Here is a 19,397-nt window from a genome sequence, read left to right on the forward strand (position 1 = left end):
CCTCGCTAGGTTACCCAAGCAAGGCGGGAGAGAAACTTTTTACAAGATTATGAGACAATTGATCACCCAAATAAAAAGGTCTGAACCATTAGTTCAGACCTTTTTTATTCTTAAAGAAAATACTGTATCTAAGAATTAGAAATCAACACTCACATCAAAAACATAGGCGCGGCCTGGCTCATTAAAGGTACGTGCGCCTGCATTCGTAGCGGTACCCTCACGATAAACACCCGTATCAAATAAGTTTTTGACACCAGCACCAACCGTAATCGCGTTTGTCAAATCATAGCGAGTGCTCACGTTAGCAATGGCATACGGCTCGCGATCAAGCAACGGGTCATCACTATCATCTCCCGTCGTCGCTGAAATCGTTGGGGCTTCAATCGTGCCATAGTAGCTCACATCAAAACCAGCATTCCACTGAGGCGTGATATCCCAATCGACACCCGTGTTTACAGTGAACTTAGGAATGAGCGATAATGGCTCGCCATTGTCTTTACGCTCTGAGCGGATGTTACCAGTGATATTAGAAGACCATCTTACATTGTCAGTGACTGGTACTTGTACAAAGCCTTCTAAACCTTCAACAATTGCTTCACCTTGATTGTCCCATTGAAAGATAGAACGATCTGTCGCCGTATCTACCGCCACACGATCCGTACCAGCGCCAATGCGGTTATCATAGGCATTGTGGTAATAAGTCAAGCCAGCATTCAATCCAGTACCATCATCATAAGTAAAGGTCAGCTCTTTGTTCCAAGAAGTTTCATTTTCTAGATCAGAATTACCTAAGACATGACAACCTCCACCTCTGTTTTCATCTTTCACGTATTGTGGACAGCCATTTCCACGAGTGTAGTAAATGTAGTTTGGGTCAAGCTGGTATAGCGATGGCGCTTTAAATGCACGACTGACACCCGCCTTCACTGACCAATCAGGGCTAAAATGCCAAGTGGTATTGATACTAGGCGACCAGTTACTGCCAGCTTCACTATGATAGTCAAAACGTAAGCCTGGCGTGACATACCAATCAGGCGTGATCTCATAGTTATCTTCTAAATAAGCACCAACGAGGTAGGCATCTGAGGTCGGATCGCGCTTGTCAGGATCGGTCTCTACATCACCAAACTCAAAACCATCCTCAAATGTCATATCAGATACCACAGGGTTATCCAGCTTTTCACCGCGGAACTCTGCACCAGCCGTCAAGGTATGACGATCAAAGTAGATGTCCCACTCTGATTTGGCATTTAACGTATCGTAGGTTGCCTCTACCCATTCAAAATCCTCGCCGTCGTCAGGTATGACAATCTGACCTTCGCCACCACCCGCACTACCTTCACCCAAGCGCTCATTAATTGTCCGAGTGTACTCGACGAAACTGTTACTACTAGCGTCATCGTACTCACCGCGATGGGTGATCGCCGCGCCGTAGCGCTGCATCTTATTGGTGGTCTCACCTTCTAACTCATCTAACAAGTTTTCGTTCACTGATTGGAATAATGAGTCACCTGCCCAGCGGTTTTCTTGACGACTATAATTGACCTCAACACCGACCGTATTCATCGCATCCATCGCGTATTCGAACAGCTGACGCGCATCGATATTTTCAACGCCTTCACGACCCGCCGCAATAGACGGTGCAGGGCCACCACGCCCATCAACAATCACCGCATCGTCAGCATTGATATACGGGTCATCGCCTTCACTGTCGTGATAGCCAAGCGTGGTACGGAACGAGAGCTTGTCTGATAGTGGGCCTGCCATATTGACGTTAGTACGCCAGCTGCTGCCTTCTAGGTCACTCTCTGGCGTCTCATAGTGCCCACTGATAGAAAACTCTGACTCAGTCGGGCGCTTGGTGATGATATTGACTACCCCGCCCATACTGCCTGAACCATAGCGCGCTGCTGCTGGCCCTCGCAGTACTTCGATGCGCTCAATAGCACTTGGTGGTACCCACTGCGAGTCACCACGTGTGTCTTGCTCACCACCACGGCTCGGTCGCGAGGAATTACGAGAGGTGACAGGACGACCATCGATTAAGATAAGCGTGTTGTTCGGACCCATTCCGCGCAGGTCGATTTGACGCTGATTACCGCGCTGTCCAGAAGTTGAGGAACCAGATAAATTGACGCCAGGCATTTTGCGCACGATCTCTGCAATGTCATTGGAAACAGAGGCTTTCTCGATGGCCTCTTCGCTAATGACAGACAACCCCGCCGCTTGTTCTAGCTCCTCTCGCGCCGCCTTGACGACGATAGTATCCAGCTCAACAGAAGGCATCGCTTGCTGCTCTGCCGCTTCTTGCGCTTCTATTTGTTGTACAGTAAGACCCTCGCTCTCAGCTGCGAATGCGGTAGTAGTGAGAATAGAGGCAATCGCCATGCCAAGCAGCGCTTTACCCGTCACTACGTGTAATGGCTTTGATAGATGAAGGACATGCTCAGAAGCAAAAGAGGGTGATGATGTTGGCATAAATGACAATCCTAAAGTATTTAGTATTTACCAATACCTGTTATGTTTTCTGATAGCGCTGGTCAGCAACAACCTAGTGAGTAAGTGGCAGCAAAGCACGGATATGGTTGTGTTTGATCGTTATAACGTCAGAATAAAGGCGGTATTGATATCCATAGCATCTTGAGGACACAGAGCAACTCGATGCTTAGTAATAAAGAGTACACACTCTAGCAACATTCAATAAATAAAGCAAATAATAATGATAACTATTATCGTTAGTATTTGCTTTACTTTCTGGTGTCATAAAGTTATAAATCTAACGATCACACTTATGGTCAGGTGATGTGGCCAAAAACTCTCAAATGCATGATCTGCGAAGCTAATGGTCTGATAGTAGCAGTCAATTTCAGCGAGACGCTAAAAAAGCAATATCGTCATTACTACATAAAAGAGATACACTGTATATATTCACTACACTGATATAAATTTTCTTGCGTGCTGTGCCTGCGCCGACAGGTGCTGCGTAAAACTTATCTCAGTCTCGCTGTATCCTGTTTATATTGACCTGACTATATATAAAAACAGCCGATATATAATAGATATATAATGATAGCCTCTACAGTATGGGTAAAAAAACATGAATATCGAAAGTGATAACGTCAACCAAGTAGAGATTATTTATGAAGATGAGTTTTTGGTGGCGATTAATAAAGAGGCGGGGCTATTGGTGCATCGCAGCTGGCTGGATAAAGGCGAGACGCGCTTTGCCCTGCAGCTGACCCGTGATGCCGTAGGCTGTCATGTGTTTCCCGTACATCGTCTGGATCGGCCGACGTCAGGGGTATTATTGTTTGCCAAAAGTGCGGACGTGGCGCGCACGTTGACCGAGGCTTTTACTACGCGCCAGGTAACTAAGCAGTATTTGGCGGTGGTGCGCGGCTTTATGCCAGAGCAAGGCTTTGTTGATCATGCGCTAAGCTTTCAGCCAGACGCCATCGCCGATAAGTTTGCCAATGTGGACAAACCTGCTCAAGAAGCGGTGACCCATTGGCAACGCTTAGCACAGATCGAGCTACCATTTGCCGTATCAAAAAAGCACAATACCAGCCGCTACAGCCTCATGCGCTTAATACCCATCACTGGCCGCAAGCATCAATTGCGCCGGCATATGAAGCATTTGTTTCACCCCATCGTGGGTGATACCAGTCACGGCGATGGACGGCACAATCGATTTTTTCGTACTCAGTATGATTGCACGCGCATGCTACTGCATGCTCACAGTTTAGCGCTCAGCCATCCTGTCACCGGTGAGCCACTGCTACTAAAAGCAGGACTGGACGAGCAGTGGCGGCATATTATAGAGACCTTTGCTTGGACAGCGAGTATTACAGACTAGGTACAGTTATCCCTCGCTGCTATTTACCGATGCGCCAGCTTTTTATTTTGGTAAAAAAACCTTTTATTCTCTCAGAAAAGCCAAACGCCTCGGACGCAGGCACTGCTTCAACCTGATGGCGCGCCGCCAGTATCGGCTGCTGGAGTAGTCGCTCATGATGATCAAAAGCGCGATCCAAACTGATACTCATCATAGAAAAATTGGTCGGTCGTGGTAAGCAGCGATACACTTGACCCTTATTGATTAAATCAATCACCATATGAGCATCTTTAAATTCAGTCAGCATCAACACCATCAAGTCTGGCTGGATGTTTTTTAGGGCATAAACCACAGGCGTGATGTTTTCTTCGTTGAGCGTGGCGTCAGCAATGGTGACCCCAAAGCGCTTTTTTTGTAATAAGCTTGCTGCCTGCTCCAGCGTGTTTGCCCAGCTCACTGTATAGGCGCCCTTAAAATGACTTTTTATTTGCTGATAGACATGCTCGTCATCGTCTAATACCAGTAGATGGCGCTTGCCAGCTGCATTACTGTATGCAGAGTGAGACAGTGCTGTGTCCCCAAAAACACTCGGGGCTATGTCTTGTGTTTGTTGAGCAATCTCTGTCGCTTTGTTGATGACGTCTTTTAGCTCGTCATTTTGCCAAGGTTTGGTGATATAACGATAAATCTCGCCTTCATTGACCGAATCAATCACCGCGTTTAGATCGGCATAGCCTGTTAGCAAGATACGAATGGTATTGGGTGACGCTTCTTTAATATCACGCAGCACTTCTGTCCCTTGCTTATCTGGCATACGCTGATCACTGATGACCACTTGGACATCGTGGCGGCTGACATACGCCATCAGCTCGGCGGCATCGGTGGTGGTAAATACATCGTGTGACTGGCGAAAGTGCATCTTTAAACTGCGTAATATGCGCGGCTCATCATCGATAAAGGCAATCTTTGGTTTTTGCATGTCATTCTCTTTATAGTTTTAAGTCTATTCATTTTCAAATAAAGCCCGAGCTGATTTACTCTTATGGGCAGTCGACTGCACAGGCAGCAGCAGCGTAAACGTCGTGCCCTCCCCAACGACTGAGCTGACCTCCATACGTCCATGATGCTGCTCCATGATTTGCGCGCTAATAGCCAGCCCTAGGCCTGTGCCTTCACCGGCTTTTTTGGTGGTAAAAAATGGCTCAAAAATCTGTACCAGCTTGCTCTCCTCGATGCCCACGCCATTGTCTTTGACACTCACGGCTAGGTACTGCTGGGTGTCATCGACAGATGACGTAATATGCAATGTGCCTTTACGATCGGCTGGCATGGCTTGAGCGGCATTATTAAATAGGTTTAATAACACTTGGTTGATTTGTGAAGGGTTGCATTGAATCAACGGCAGCTCGGCAAGCTCTGTGCTGACGTCTAGGTTTTTTAGATTGTTTCGCGCCATGACAAGGGAGGTGGTGATACAGTCATTGATATCGACTTCTTTTACTTTAGATTCATCAATTCGAGAAAAATCACGCAAGCTGACGACCAGCTCTGCAATCTGATCGACGCCGTACAGCCCGTCTTTAATCAAATCGGCCAAATCCTCACTGACCTCATCTTCTTTGATTGCCTCGCAGCATTGTAAGGTTTGCGCTATCAGTTGCTCGGTTCTTTCTGGCGGGGTATTTGGCGCTTTTAAGGCCTGCAATAACTGCTCGGTATGCTGTATCAGCTCATCAAAACGCCCAAGATTATCACCCACCAATTCCATATTGCTGCGCACATAGCCAAGCGGGGTATTGACCTCGTGTGCCACGCCTGCCACCATCTGGCCGAGCGTGGCCATTTTTTCGGAGCGTACCAGCTGCACTTGTGAGGCTTTTAGCTCATTCATGGCTTGCTGTAGGTCTTGGGTTCGAGCTGCGACTTGCTTTTCTAGATGGACATTGATTTCAGCCAGTGCGCCTTCGTTTTCGACGATACGGTCGATCAGCTGATTGGTTTGTTCACTGATGACATGGATTTCACTGACCGCTGAGGCTGGCAGTTTGTGCGCGCTTAACTGCTGATATTGTTTTTGTTCAATCAGCGTACCCATGTCAGCCACAGCATCGGCCATCCGCTTGAGCGGCCGCGTGAAGTAGCGACGAAACACCCATGCGGTCAATAACAAGATCGGTATAAAACCCAACAACATGGCCTGAATCAGCTTGTCAGACAACGCATTTGCCACGCTCATCATATCGTTATCAGGCTTGACGACGACCATCTTCCAATAGGTAAACGGCATACGAAAGACAAAAGCGGTCGCCGGCTGCTGCAATATAAAATCATCGGGCACAGCGATGGTCTCAACCAAATGGCTGTCTACAAGCGCAAACGTCTGATCGATATTTAATAGCAGTAAAGCAGAGAGCAGTTTGGACTCTTGCTCGCTAATCTTGTCTAGATTGGTGGTGCTCAAGATACTACGAGCAGCGAGTGTAAAGCGGCCTTCATCTTTTGCCAGTGCTTCATCGATTAGCTGATGATTGATACGCTCTAAGCTGTCCGCAATCGGCGCAAAACCAGGACTTTGGGCGGCCAGCTGCCGTGCCGTGACTACCTCACCTTGCGGATTATTCTCAGTCGTTTGTGTGACCTTCGATTGCTCCGGAAAGGCCAAAAACCGATTGTCCAAATCGACCAAAAACACATAACCACCGAGCTTGTCTTGCCACTTTTTCATGGCAGCGCCGAGGTTATCCAGCAATAAATTAAAGCTCACCACACCATCAAACGCCTGATTGCGACTGTCATACAGCGCCTTGGCACAGGTCATTACCCGCTGATTGCTCACAGGATCGACATAGGCTCGGCTCCAGACGCAGTGGTCGTGCCGCGCATACATCGCAGGGATGTACCACCAGTCCCGATAATACGGAGTTGGCGTTTGACGAGCTTGATTATAACGCGTCAATGGCTGCATCACGCCTGACGTGTCTCGCGTCCAGACAAACGACTGGCGCTCGCGGCCTTGTACATACATATTGGGATCAAACCACACACCGCCGCCCACGATACGCGCATCCGTCTGCTGCATGAGGTTGCCAAAGGTTTGTTTATAAATGTCATCTTGTTTTGGCAAACCGCCTGCCATCGTGCTGGTGGCTTTGGCCAGTCCATCGACATGATTGAGACTGGCCATGATGCTATTGATGGCTTCGTTGCCGGTTTCTACGACTATCTCTGAGGTCATCGCTAGAATGCGCGGTTTGGCTTGGGTTTGTATGACCCAGTACACCAATAAAATAATCAACAAAAAAGCCAGTGCCAAAATAACCAAGATACGAGTGGAAATACTGCCAGACCGACCAACAACCTTCATAAACATCCCTAATGGCTATGCGTTGACTGCTATCGACATATCAATAAATAGCTAAAGATATGAGTGTGACGCAACCACGATTTATCGTGAGCACAAGGATACGACGCCGTTATGACAATATGATGACAAAACTGGTGTTTACTATTATTCAGACCATACAAATAAAAAAGCCCTCAGCAGTGACGCTAAGAGCTTTTTTAGAAAACGATAATAAACTTTAATTCACTAGCATTTTAAATGATAGTAGTTCAGATAATAGTACTTTAAACGATTTGTTGTATGACTCGCACTATGTGAGCGCTGGTGGCACCGAGTACGTTCCAACGACATGAGCCACCATATCACTTGAGCCTTCTGAGTACAGCGACACCTCACCCACTATCAGGGTTCGCCCCACTTTCATCAGAGTACACTCCGCTATGATGCGAGCCTCAGACGAGGGTTTTCGCAAAAAATTAATCGTCAAACTGGTGGTCACGGTCAAAGGTACGATGCCGATCCTACCGAGGATGGCCACATAAATTGCCACATCCGCGATGCTCATCAATACAGGCCCTGATACCGTCCCACCTGGGCGCAGCTCATCTATGCCAATATCATGTGATAACACTGCCCCTTTATCATCTACCGACTCGACCACGCATTTGGTCTGCGGAAACTCTGCTGCCATAAAGGCGACGATCTGTTCTTTAGTTGCCGACATATACGCTCCTTGTTCAGCTGTTCTTATTCCTTTATAAGTTACTTTTTTACTTACTGCTGTTTTATTCCCTGTCTTTTGCTGCTCGCGCCGTCACTCTTACCCCGCCCCACGTCACCAAAACCACACCTATCGCAATCAGTGAAGCGCCTAAAAACAACCCCTCAGGCGGCGTCTCTTTTTGCAAAAAAATAGCGATTGGCACGCCGACGACCGCGCCCACCGCGCCCAATAAGCTAAGCAGCACTGGGCCACCCGTCTTTTGTAATAAAAACAATAGCAAAAACTGCCCAGCAAATAGCCACGCTTGTAAGACAATCACAGCAATCGGTAGCCATCCTGTATGCGGTAACGCCACTGAAAAGCCCGGCAACGCTGCACACAATAATAACAGCAGTGCCGCCGCCAACAGCATCCCTGGTGCTAGCGCATTGGGAGAGGCACCCGTAGGCCAGCGCAACGTGCGGTAAATATTACCAGCTGCCAGCAACACTGGTCCACACAGCGCAATCAATACCCAAAACATACTGGTGGCTGGCGCAGAGAATTTGTGTGCCGCCAGCACCCCCGCCCCCAGTAGCGCAGCCCCCACGCCAAACGCACGACTGATATCAAAGCGCTCCATGCGTAAAGTGAGGGCGGCCAGATAAGTGAGCAGCGGCGGCAACGACACAATCAGCGCCACAAACCCTGCACCGACATGAGGAATGGCCGAAAATAGCAACAAATTAGACCCCGCCACACTGACCAAAGCGGCGATAACATAATACTCAAAGCTGCGTTTACTCAAGGGTGGCAACTCGTGCCTAAGCACAGCCACCACCAACAGTATGAGAGCGGCGCCTGCTATCGACCAAAACAAAAACGCCAATGGTGTCAGCCCCACCACTCCTGCATATTTTGCCACATTGGTCGAGACACCGATCAGTGCTCCACCCGCCAACAGACACAGTACGGGGACAAGCCATGTTGCTTTACCCGCACGTATGGGCGGCGTCATGCGTGTGCTCATCGACTATCCTATCGGATCGTATTTTATCGTTGGTCGTCATACTCATACGGTTTCATTCCGATGATGATTGGCCCCACCAGCGTAAGGGCCGCGGTAAAACCCTTGCCAATATAAGAAAACATCCATGTTTCACCCATTAATAATGCTTTAGAACGACTACCATAGCACATATCTTTGTGACTCCATCAGGTAATCCACCAAGCAGCTGTCATGCGTAGCCATCAAAAGCAAAAAAGAGTAAGACACCATGCCTTACTCTTAAAGTAGGTTATATATATTACTTTTTATGAATATTTTTATAGCTAAGATCTAAACTCACGCCAGTGCAACCATAAACGCGTGTCTAATTCGAGCTGATGATACTCTGGCTCCATATAGCAACATAATTGATAAAATGCTTTGTTGTGCTCATGCTCCTTAAAATGCGCCAACTCGTGCACGACGATCATGCGCAAAAACTCAGGCGGCGCTTCTTTAAATAAGCTGGCCACCGTGATGCTGTTGTGCGATTTAAGCTTACTACCTTGGACGCGAGACTGCGTGGTATGAACCCCCAACGCCTGCTTGAGGACTTTTAATTTGCTGCTATAGCTGACATTCGATAGCGGGCCGATTTTGCGCATAGACTGGTTTTTTATATCGTTTATATATTGATAAAGCGCCTTATCGCTTTGCACTTGGTGCCGATTGGGATATTTGCTTTCTAGATAGTCGCCCAGCCTGCCCTCGCTGATGAGCCGTGCCGCTTGGCTTTGAATATGCTCAGAATAATGAGCGAGGTACTTGAGTGTGGTCACAGATTTATCCTTTTATATAGGGTATGTCTTAGTCAAAATACTTTAAGTACACTATGGTACTGCTGGTATAGATATCACGTTTCACTGACTATACTTTACAACTTATCTCTATATATTTTAACTTATACTACCTATTGACCTATCGTTAGCTCATAAATAAACCCCATAAGCTAACTGTAACTTATGGGGTCATCTAAAAGACAATTTTGTCACGGTATCTAGCCAGTTGACATCTGGTTATTCAACATCTAGTTCATTAACGCTCTAAATGTAGATACTGCAAATGGCGCTCATACTGATGCAGAATATCGACCAGCACCTGCTCTTTAGTATAGCCCACCAAGTCGTACTCCTGCGAGCCATCGCTTAAAAACACCTCAGCACGGTAGTAAAACTCAGCATGCTTGGTTGAGGTATTCAGGGTAAAATTCGGACGTTCAGCTTTGATGAGATTGACCTCATAAATAAAGTCATCTTCATCGCCATGACCGACGCGCAGCTTGATACCATCTATTTGACCATTGTCATCGTCTAGACCTGCATCGAGATCGTCACCGATATTGGCCAGATTTCGCACATCCAATGATGTCTTTAGACCGCCAGCTCTTAGCTCTTTTTCGACATCACTCATGGCAGGTTTGACGATGTTTTGTAAAAACCGCTCGACTTGCGTATGGCTTGGAAAACTAACAATACGCTGCAGACGCGCTTTCCATCCCTTACCGCTATCAAGTACGTTTGCGGTGCCGACCGTACTGGCTTTACGCTTATTGCCCTCTTCTTTGAGCGACTTCCACATCGACATCATGTAAAGCACCAAAATCAGCGAAAATGGCAAACCCGCGATGACAGACACCGACTGCAACGAAGCAAATCCGCCTGCGAACAGCAGACCTAAAGTGATCAGACCGGTGGCCGCTGCCCAAAATAGGCGCAACCAAACCGGTGCATCAGTATCATTGGTCATACCTTTTGAGCTGAGATTGGCCAGTACTAGCGCACCAGAGTCCGCTGAAGTGACAAAGAAAATAAGCCCGATGACCACGCCAGCGAATGATAAAACATCACTAAAAGGGAAGTACTCAAACAAGGCAAACATGCCCATCGCCGCGTCATTAATAGCGATTTCACCCAGCTCTGTCGCACCATTGGCGACTAAATCTATCGCTGAATTACCAAAGATAGAAAACCAAGCAAAGATAAAGCCCAGCGGGATAAACATCACACCAAAGACAAACTCACGCAAGGTACGGCCACGGCTGATACGCGCAATAAATAAGCCGACAAAGGGTGCCCAAGCAACCCACCATGCCCAGAAAAATATCGTCCAGCCTGATTTCCAATCGGCACCAGCGCTGCCGTCATAGGCATAGACGTCGAATGTTTTGAAAACGATGGTTTGGAAATACTGACCGATACTTTGGGTAAAGGTATTGAGCAAGTACACCGTATTGCCCATCACCAATATCGCAATCAATAGCAATATCGACGAGAGCATATTGAACTCAGACAGGCGGCGTACGCCCTTTTCTACACCGGTCATCGCTGAGATGGCGGCAGCTAAGACCACGCCCAAGATAATCAGGCTCTGCACCATCTTGCTCGACTCGATACCAAAGACATGCGTCAAACCCGCATTAGCTTGCAACACCCCGATGCCTAAGCTGGTGGCAATCCCCATCAAGGTACAGACCACACCAAAGGTATCGATACCATCACCGAGCCAGCCTTTGACTAGGCGCTCGCCAAAGATAGGCGTCAGCGGTGAGCGTAGCGCCAGCGGCATGTTTTTGCGATAAGCAAAGTACGCTAGCGCCATACCGATAAGCGCATAAACACCCCAGCCATGCAGACCCCAATGCAAAAAAGTCTGAGATAACGCTTGGCGCATCGCTTCTGCACTGGCAGGCTCTAACCCCGTATGCGGGGTGAGATAATGCATCAACGGCTCAGAGGCACCAAAAAACAATAAATCGATACCAATACCAGCCGAAAATAGCATCGCCGCCCATGCTAAAAAGGGAAACTGCGCCTTTTCGTGGTCCTGCCCCAGCTTGATATCGCCGTATTTTGAAAAGCCCACAAACAAAGCAAAAATACTATAAGCAGCCACCACCAGCATGTAATACCAGCCAAAACTCTCTGATACCCACGCCATGCTCGCGCTTAATAATGCCTCACTATAATCTGGCAAGGCAATCGTCCAAATAATCAATAAAATAGAAATAATTGCTGAGCCTAAAAAAACTGTCTTATTTAGGCTCAAGGTTTTCGTCGCATCTTCTGATGGCGAGCTGTACATAAAAGACCTCAATAGGTAAATGAAACAGGATCTGATAGTGCTTTGTCCGTCATAACATAGTGTAGAGTTACCACGTTATCTATATAAGCGCAGGATGCACAAAGCAGTACCAATCAATAAAAATTTGCTAAACAGTCCGCAGACCCCTTAGCAACACCGTTAAAAAATAATGAAAAGATAGTCAGCGCAAAATAAAGCCGATATGCTGACATACTCATTTGCGTGCGGTACTGACTGATGATGTCAGTGCTCACAAGGGTGCCAGCAAATTTGCACTGATAAAAAAGACCTTTACGTTGAAAGGCCTTTTATTTGAAATTGACGTTATATTATCCTTATATCGTGCCTACTCGCTGGCACGTTTATTTATACAGTCGTATGATAAGCACGCATCGGCTCAGCTCTGAGCGGTGCGCCATTGGCGACATAATAATCCGCTGTCGAGCGTGGTAATTGTTTACCGCGCATCTTATCAACGATTTTTTCGGCCAGCATAATGGTGGTAGCATTTAAGTTACCACTGATGATATTTGGCATAATCGACGCATCAACGACACGCAGACCATCGATACCGTGTACCAGCCCTTCACCATTGACCACCGAATCATTACCCTCACCCATCGCACAGGTGCACGACGGATGGTAAGCGGTCTCACTATGGTTGCGGACATACTCATCGAGCTGCGCATCGGTCACCAGATCATCGGTCGGCGCGATAGCACGGCCGCGATATGGGTCAAGCGCTGGCTGATGCATAATCTCACGAGTAATACGCATCGCCGCGCGGAACTCTTGCCAGTCCTGCTCGTGCGACATATAGTTAAATAAAATGCTTGGATGAGCATTTGGGTCTTTTGAGGTGAGCTTGACGCGGCCACGACTTGGCGAGCGTAGTGAGCCCACGTGCGCTTGGAAGCTGTGCGATTTCACCGCACTACGACCATCGTAACGCACCGCTAATGGCAAGAAGTGATACTGGATATTGGGGTGCGTAAATTTCTCATCAGTACGGATAAAGCCGCCACCCTCGAACTGATTGGACGCGCCAAGACCAGTACCATTAAACAACCACTCAGCACCAATCGCAGGTTTATTCCACCATTTATTGGCAGGGGCAATCGACACCGGCAGTTTGCACTCATACTGCATATACAGCTCTAAATGGTCTTGTAGATTATTACCGACACCCGGCAACTCTAAAACCTCATTAATACCCAAGTCTTTGAGCCACTGACCAGGGCCAATACCAGAGCGCTGCAATAATTGTGGCGAAGCGATAGCACCTGACGAGACGATCACTTCACGAGCGGCATAGAATTTTTTGGTTTGACCTTGATGCTCAACTTTAACGCCGACCGCGCGCTTACCATCGAATAAAATCACATCGGTCAAGGCACCGGTCAAAATGGTGATATTGCTGCGCGGTTTGGCACGGTCGAGATACCCACGTGCGGTGGATGCGCGGCGACCATTAGGCGTGACAAAACGATCCATTGGCCCAAAGCCTTCTTGCTGATAGCCGTTTAGATCCTCTGTACGCGGATAGCCTGCCTGCACGCCCGCTTCAATCATCGCTTCAAACAGCGGATTGACCCCAGGTTTTGAGGTGGTCATCTCGACAGGACCACCGACGCCATGATAGTCGTTTTCGCCTGCGTCGCGGTTCTCTGATTTTTTAAAGTACGGCAAGCAGTCGAGATACGTCCAGTCTTCTAAGCCTTTGATTTTGGCCCAGTCGTCAAAATCGAGCGCATTACCACGGATGTAGCACATGCCATTGATAAGTGATGAACCGCCTAGCCCTTTACCGCGGCCACAGTCCATGACGCGGTTATTCATATATGGCTCAGGATCGGTTTTGTAGCCCCAGTTATACGTAGTGCCTTGTAGCGGCATCGCGAGCGCCGCTGGCATCTGCGTACGAAAGTCTAGTCGATAATCAGGTCGACCAGCTTCTAATAGCAACACCTTAATGTTGGCATCTTCGGTCAAGCGCGTGGCCAGCACGTTTCCGGCTGAGCCTGCACCGACAATGATGTAGTCATATTCAGGTGTGGTTGATGTCATAAAACACTCCATAATAGTAAAAATACGTCATGTCATCAGTAAGCTCACATCATGCCGGCGTATTTACCGACATGACGTGCTTACTAACGACAGCTTTCTTTGTACATTAAAACAGGTAGTTAAAACAGATGGTTAAAAAACAAGTGGTTAACAAGCTATTAAAATACCGACTCAAACTTACCCAGCTCGATTTGGATAGATTTGGTCTGCGTATAGTGTTCAAGGGCTTCGATGCCGTTTTCGCGGCCGATACCTGAATGCTTATAACCGCCAACTGGCATTTGCGCAGGCGACTCGCCCCAAGTATTTAGCCAGCAGATACCCGCCTCTATCTGTCCGATGACGCGATGCGCGCGGGTTAGATCTTTGGTTACCACCCCTGCCGCCAAGCCGTACTCGGTATCATTGGCACGGCGAATGACTTCCTCTTCGCTCTCATAAGTCAATATCGACATCACAGGGCCAAAGATTTCTTCACGCACGATGGTCATGTCATCGGTGCAATCGGTAAACACCGTCGGCGCGACATACGCGCCTTTAGCCAGCTCGTCTGTCGTCACTCGCTCACCGCCCGCCAATAGACGCGCGCCACCCGCTTTACCTTGCTCGATATAGCCAAGCACACGCTCCATATGCGGGAAGCTCACTAGTGGTCCCATATTGATATCTTCATTCATCGGATCGCCGAGTTTGATACGTTTGACCCGCGTCAAGATCGCTTCTTCAAACTTAGCTTGTAGCGCTTTTGGGATAAATACACGCGTGCCATTGGTACAGACCTGACCGGTGCTATAGAAGTTCGCCATCATGGCGATATCCGCTGCCATATCGATATCGGCATCGTCAAAGATAATCAATGGCGACTTACCGCCCAGCTCTAAGGTTACGTCTTTGAGAGATGATGATGCCGCGCTTGCCATGACTTTTTTGCCCGTTGGCACGCCGCCTGTAAACGAGACTTTGGCAATATCAGGATGCTGGGTGAGTGCTTCGCCTACTTTATAATCGCCTTGTACGACGTTAAATACGCCATCTGGCATGCCCGCCTCAGTAAAGATTTCCGCCAGTTTAAGTGCCGTCAGTGGCGTGACTTCTGAGGGTTTAAAAATCATCGCATTACCAGCAGCCAACGCTGGCGCAGCCTTCCACATCGCGATCTGAATCGGATAGTTCCATGCGCCGATACCAGCGACGACGCCGAGTGGCTCACGGCGCGTATAGACAAAGCTGCTATCACGTAGTGGAATCTGACGACCCTCAATCATTGGCGCAAGTCCAGCGTAATATTCAACAACATCGGCACCTGTGACGATATCGACATACTTAGTCTCAGACAGCGCTTTTCCGGTGTCTTTGGTTTCAAGCAATGCCAGTACATCATTACGCTCGCGCAATATCGCAACTGCCTTTGACAGAATACGGCCACGCTCAACTGCGGTCATTGCCGCCCACACTTTTTGCCCTTGTTGCGCGGCTTTTACCGCTTCATCGATTTGCTCGGCAGTGGTTTGCTGAATGCTCGCCAGCACTTCACCTGTCGCTGGGTTGATATCGTCAAAAGTCGTTAAAGAATCATCGACCGCCAGATAGCGACCGTTAATATAAGCAGTCTGCGTTTGTGTTAAGTCGATAATGTCTTGTAAACCATTTACGTTTGTCTGAGTAGTTGTCATAAGTTTTCCTTAAGGCGACTGAGAATTTATAAAAAAGCGTTCAGTCAATCATGCTGTCATAGGTTAAAGATAAAATTTTCTATGTGCGTGTTATTGACCAAAGCTGTTTATCAAGTTATTGGTCAAAGTCATTTATCAAAACTGTTTATCAAAGTCTTGCTGCGTCATATTTATCAAGCGCTCACGTATTGAGGCCTTGTCCGAGATATCGATACCCGAAAAGTCAGAGAGCCAAATACCATCGGCAACCAGACGTACCATACATAGCGTTTCGCTATTGTCGGTAGCGGCATATTTTTTTAGCTGCTCATTTGACCACTCAGCCCAGCGTTCGCGTAGCATCCGGTCTCCTAGCATCAACACATACAAAGTCGCTTGGCTATTAAACTCGGCCTGCCCTTTTTCGCCCAAGCTGATGGTGGCGTCGATATAAGCGCGGGTAAACGAGCCGTAGCTGACCGGATCCTTTGCCATGGCGGCATTGACTTCTGCCTCAAACTTGGCCATCGCATCATAAAATACCTCTAAGATAAGCGCGTCCTTGGTAGCAAAATGATGCATCACTCCGCCTTTGGTCACGCCGACGGCATCTGCCACCGCTTGAAAGGTCACTTTAGACAAGCCCTGCTCTAGGGTGATACGTGCTGCCTCATCGAGCAGCGCCCGCCGCACCAGCTCTGGCTGTTTTTTACGTTTATGCGCGTTTTTCGTTTCCATTTTTGTGTCCATGTTCATTTTTACCTACTTGTCAGTGCACCACCGAGTTTGACAATAGGTTCATCACCACCACACCGCCGACGATCATCGCAATACCGACCACCGCCGCGGTATCAAGACTTTGCTTAAAAAAGAACACCCCAACCAGCGAGGTCAGCACAATCCCCAAACCGCCCCACAGCGCATAGGCGATGCCAAGTGGTATGGTCTTGATGGCCTGCGTCAACAAATAAAACGAGATAGCATAAAGCACGCCCATAATCAGGGTCGGCACCAAACGGGTAAATTGCTCTGACTTGACCAAAAAGGTCGTGCCAACCACTTCACAAATGATAGCGATGGCAAGATAACCGTAAGCAATGATGGTAGGACTCATGGCTAAGACACCTGTGTTAAATCCAGCGTACACGCTTGATCGAGTGAAATGGATAAGTAATAAATAATAGAATGTAGCTCCCAAAGAAACCACACGGTCGGTATTTTATAGAAATAATCCAGCAATGTGAAGAGCAGCCCAGCAGTTTTTTTGTTTCAAGCGATGTACAGATTGCTTTTATATTCAAAAAGATAGCCAAGTTGTCTAATCAAATTACTCGCAAAAGCTTGATAACCAACGCTGACAGCAGATTGCTTAAGCCATAAATAAAAGTAGCATATCGCTGCTATTTTTTTGTTACACGCCGCAGGTAGATAGAGGTTTTAACAAAACAAACACGCTATCAAGCCCATCCATATCCAGACCTATCCGCCCTAACGCGCCATTTTATAAATACCTCATTCTGAGGTGCCCTTATGACATATTAGGGTCATTTTATCGCTAAAATGCGCCAAGGACTGAGGGCTGGTAGTCAAACTTCACAACATCTAAAGAATATTTGCGAATTATGTCAAAATAAGGTTGACAGCCTATACCGACTTGGCTAAAATGTGCCCCACATAACGCAGACAGCAATTACTTTTAGCTTGTCATATTTACCGTTATCACAGCTTATTCTCCAATAGCTCAGTTGGTAGAGCAACGGACTGTTAATCCGTGTGTCCCTGGTTCGAGCCCAGGTTGGAGAGCCATATACGAAAAACCTTCATCATTATTTGATGAAGGTTTTTTTATGGCCGTCATTTTTGGCTCAGACAATTCTCTTATGAAATCAGTGATATGAATACCGCTGCGGTGTTCATTTGGGCGATTTTGTTGTATGGTAAGAGTGGTTTGCTTGGGTTCGTTTTGTCTGAATATTTTACTCCTACTCACTAAAAATAATGGTTTATTATGATACCTGCACGTGTAAAAAATAAGTTTTCTGACCATCCGCAAAAAATCATGCGCCCGGTCAGTATTCGGCTGTCTGAAGAGATGATCGCATTATTAGAGACCACCTCAAAAGAGCTGGGCTTTAAGCGTATTCAAGGACTGATTCGCCTATACATCCGTCAAGGGCTTGATCGTGATCATCAAGACTATACCCTAGCGCACGATGAAGTGTTTATCGAGTCTTTGCGCAAGCGCGGCGTCAGTCAACGCATCATCGATGAGGCCATCGTGGTGACTCACAATAACAACATCTCCCACCCCCTATCCGAGCTACAAAACGACGATTAGTAGAGATGATTAAGAAAGCCGATTCGATATACTGCCGACTATATAGACAACAATATATAATCGACGATACATAAGCGACAGTATAAAAAACCGCTTTCTTAATGATGAACTAGATAGGCTGCGTACCAAAAGACTGAGCTTGCCCATGGCGCTCAGTCTTTTTTGTGCGCCAAATGATGGTTGTCGCCCGCACACAGTCTTTAGCCATAATCCAACACAACACCCAAAAAAACCAGCTATATTAAAACCAGCCCTACTCATAAAAAAAGCCGATGACAATCACGGTCGTTGGTGCAAAACAAATTGACACGGAGGTGTACTATGGGAGGTTTCTATCCGCGTTTTAACCAAGCATTATTGTTGACGATGGCATTGGCATTTCTGCCTGCTATCTCTGCGTGCTCACAGCCGCAGGCAGATCCTAGCAAAAAAACCATTCCGACCAACTCTGATCAGTGGCAAAAAAAGCTCGGTGATACTTTTGAGCAACTGCCTAAGAACGATCAGCAACTACTCAGTCGCTATATGCTGCGCATGAAACTCAGCGGTGCCTATGAGTCTGGTGCGATGCCGCGCACTACGATCAAACAAGCCTTGATACAGCAGCGTGAATATGAGCGCTTGCATCCCAATAATCCCACGGGCAAAAAAAGCCCCATCATAAAAAGTCAGCAAGCGGCCACGGCCAATGCGCAACACTACCCTGTGGCGCTCTTGCCAGTCAAAAGCAGTGATAGCGACAGTTTAAACCAAGTAAAGCTCCAGTTTATGCTATCCAACCACGGCGAAGTCGCCATCGATAGCTTTAAGGGTACATTGGTGATGAAAGACATCGCTTTGACCCAAGGCAAGCGCTTTAATGTCCCGTTGACTGTGTTTGAGCCTGCTATCAAACCTGAGCAGTCTGGCAAAATTATCATCGAGAGTAGCATTGAGGACATCAATGTCATGCGCGCTATCAGAAACACCAGAGACATGACTATTGAGATTAGCGAAGGGACGTTGACACTAGCAGATGGTCAACACGTTGAGTTTGATGAGTCTTTAATCAAATAAAACATCACTAGGTACGCGCCTGGGCATATAAATGAATACGCAGGTAAGAGACTGGCTAAAAAGTAACAAGCACTCTCTTGTCATTATTTAAGTGATAAAGCGCGCTGATACACGCCCATAAAAAAAGCCCCAATCATTGCTGATTGGGGTGTAATGGACAAAATTCATGCTAAAAAGTAGAAGGTAGTCGCTAATGGACATAATTCATGCTATTTGAGTGACTTTGACCCTAAAAAGTCTTTAATAAACCGCAACTTACGCTGCTCACTTAGAC

14 protein-coding genes and 1 tRNA gene are annotated in these 19,397 nt (G+C 47.3%); 4 read left to right on the forward strand and 11 right to left on the reverse strand.

Going from position 1 to position 19,397, the window contains the following annotated elements; genetic code table 11:
• Positions 1 to 135 precede the first annotated feature (135 nt).
• Positions 136 to 2,478 (reverse strand): FepA family TonB-dependent siderophore receptor, encoded by a 2,343-nt coding sequence (locus tag JMX98_RS10745; protein WP_201586537.1) that lies wholly within the window; start codon positions 2,476 to 2,478, stop codon positions 136 to 138.
• Positions 2,479 to 3,097: 619 nt separating this feature from the next.
• Here JMX98_RS10745 and truC point away from each other — a divergent pair.
• Complete coding sequence (gene truC / locus JMX98_RS10750; protein WP_201586545.1) at positions 3,098 to 3,856, forward strand: tRNA pseudouridine(65) synthase TruC; 759 nt, start codon at positions 3,098 to 3,100, stop codon at positions 3,854 to 3,856.
• A gap of 19 nt (positions 3,857 to 3,875) precedes the next feature.
• Here truC and JMX98_RS10755 read toward each other — a convergent pair whose 3' ends face one another.
• The 10 genes from JMX98_RS10755 to JMX98_RS10800 all read right to left on the reverse strand — a co-directional run bounded on the left by JMX98_RS10755 (position 3,876) and on the right by JMX98_RS10800 (position 16,843).
• Positions 3,876 to 4,814: a response regulator gene (locus tag JMX98_RS10755; protein WP_201586547.1), complete on the reverse strand. Its 939-nt coding sequence runs from the start codon at positions 4,812 to 4,814 to the stop codon at positions 3,876 to 3,878.
• Positions 4,815 to 4,838: 24 nt separating this feature from the next.
• Positions 4,839 to 7,199: an ATP-binding protein gene (locus JMX98_RS10760; RefSeq protein WP_201586549.1), complete on the reverse strand. Its 2,361-nt coding sequence runs from the start codon at positions 7,197 to 7,199 to the stop codon at positions 4,839 to 4,841.
• Positions 7,200 to 7,488: 289 nt separating this feature from the next.
• Positions 7,489 to 7,902 (reverse strand): PaaI family thioesterase, encoded by a 414-nt coding sequence (locus JMX98_RS10765; protein WP_100749932.1) that lies wholly within the window; start codon positions 7,900 to 7,902, stop codon positions 7,489 to 7,491.
• A gap of 61 nt (positions 7,903 to 7,963) precedes the next feature.
• The gene (locus JMX98_RS10770) at positions 7,964 to 8,911 is read right to left on the reverse strand and encodes a DMT family transporter (protein WP_201586551.1); all 948 of its coding nucleotides are present in this window, start codon (positions 8,909 to 8,911) and stop codon (positions 7,964 to 7,966) included.
• A 302-nt stretch (positions 8,912 to 9,213) separates the two neighbouring features.
• Positions 9,214 to 9,708: a M48 family metallopeptidase gene (locus JMX98_RS10775; RefSeq protein WP_201586553.1), complete on the reverse strand. Its 495-nt coding sequence runs from the start codon at positions 9,706 to 9,708 to the stop codon at positions 9,214 to 9,216.
• Positions 9,709 to 9,964: 256 nt separating this feature from the next.
• Positions 9,965 to 12,010, reverse strand: a complete 2,046-nt coding sequence (gene betT / locus JMX98_RS10780) for a choline BCCT transporter BetT (RefSeq protein ID WP_201586559.1) — start codon at positions 12,008 to 12,010, stop codon at positions 9,965 to 9,967.
• Between the two features lie 366 nt (positions 12,011 to 12,376).
• Positions 12,377 to 14,077, reverse strand: a complete 1,701-nt coding sequence (gene betA, locus JMX98_RS10785) for a choline dehydrogenase (protein ID WP_201586560.1) — start codon at positions 14,075 to 14,077, stop codon at positions 12,377 to 12,379.
• 158 nt (positions 14,078 to 14,235) lie between these two features.
• Entirely contained in the window at positions 14,236 to 15,750 is a 1,515-nt protein-coding gene (betB, locus tag JMX98_RS10790; protein ID WP_227680138.1) for a betaine-aldehyde dehydrogenase, read from the reverse strand.
• 135 nt (positions 15,751 to 15,885) lie between these two features.
• Positions 15,886 to 16,467 (reverse strand): TetR/AcrR family transcriptional regulator, encoded by a 582-nt coding sequence (locus JMX98_RS10795; protein ID WP_105243919.1) that lies wholly within the window; start codon positions 16,465 to 16,467, stop codon positions 15,886 to 15,888.
• Positions 16,468 to 16,498: 31 nt separating this feature from the next.
• Positions 16,499 to 16,843 (reverse strand): DMT family transporter, encoded by a 345-nt coding sequence (locus tag JMX98_RS10800; protein WP_201586561.1) that lies wholly within the window; start codon positions 16,841 to 16,843, stop codon positions 16,499 to 16,501.
• Positions 16,844 to 17,459: 616 nt separating this feature from the next.
• Here JMX98_RS10800 and JMX98_RS10805 point away from each other — a divergent pair.
• The 3 genes from JMX98_RS10805 (at position 17,460) to JMX98_RS10815 (ending at position 19,123) form a co-directional block, all read left to right on the forward strand.
• Positions 17,460 to 17,535, forward strand: a tRNA-Asn gene (locus JMX98_RS10805).
• Positions 17,536 to 17,737: 202 nt separating this feature from the next.
• Positions 17,738 to 18,067: a CopG family transcriptional regulator gene (locus JMX98_RS10810; RefSeq protein ID WP_105243922.1), complete on the forward strand. Its 330-nt coding sequence runs from the start codon at positions 17,738 to 17,740 to the stop codon at positions 18,065 to 18,067.
• A 321-nt stretch (positions 18,068 to 18,388) separates the two neighbouring features.
• The gene (locus tag JMX98_RS10815) at positions 18,389 to 19,123 is read left to right on the forward strand and encodes a hypothetical protein (protein WP_201586562.1); all 735 of its coding nucleotides are present in this window, start codon (positions 18,389 to 18,391) and stop codon (positions 19,121 to 19,123) included.
• The last annotated feature ends 274 nt before the right edge of the window (positions 19,124 to 19,397 follow it).

Source organism: Psychrobacter sp. HII-4 (assembly GCF_904846595.1).
Classification (GTDB): domain Bacteria; phylum Pseudomonadota; class Gammaproteobacteria; order Pseudomonadales; family Moraxellaceae; genus Psychrobacter; species Psychrobacter celer.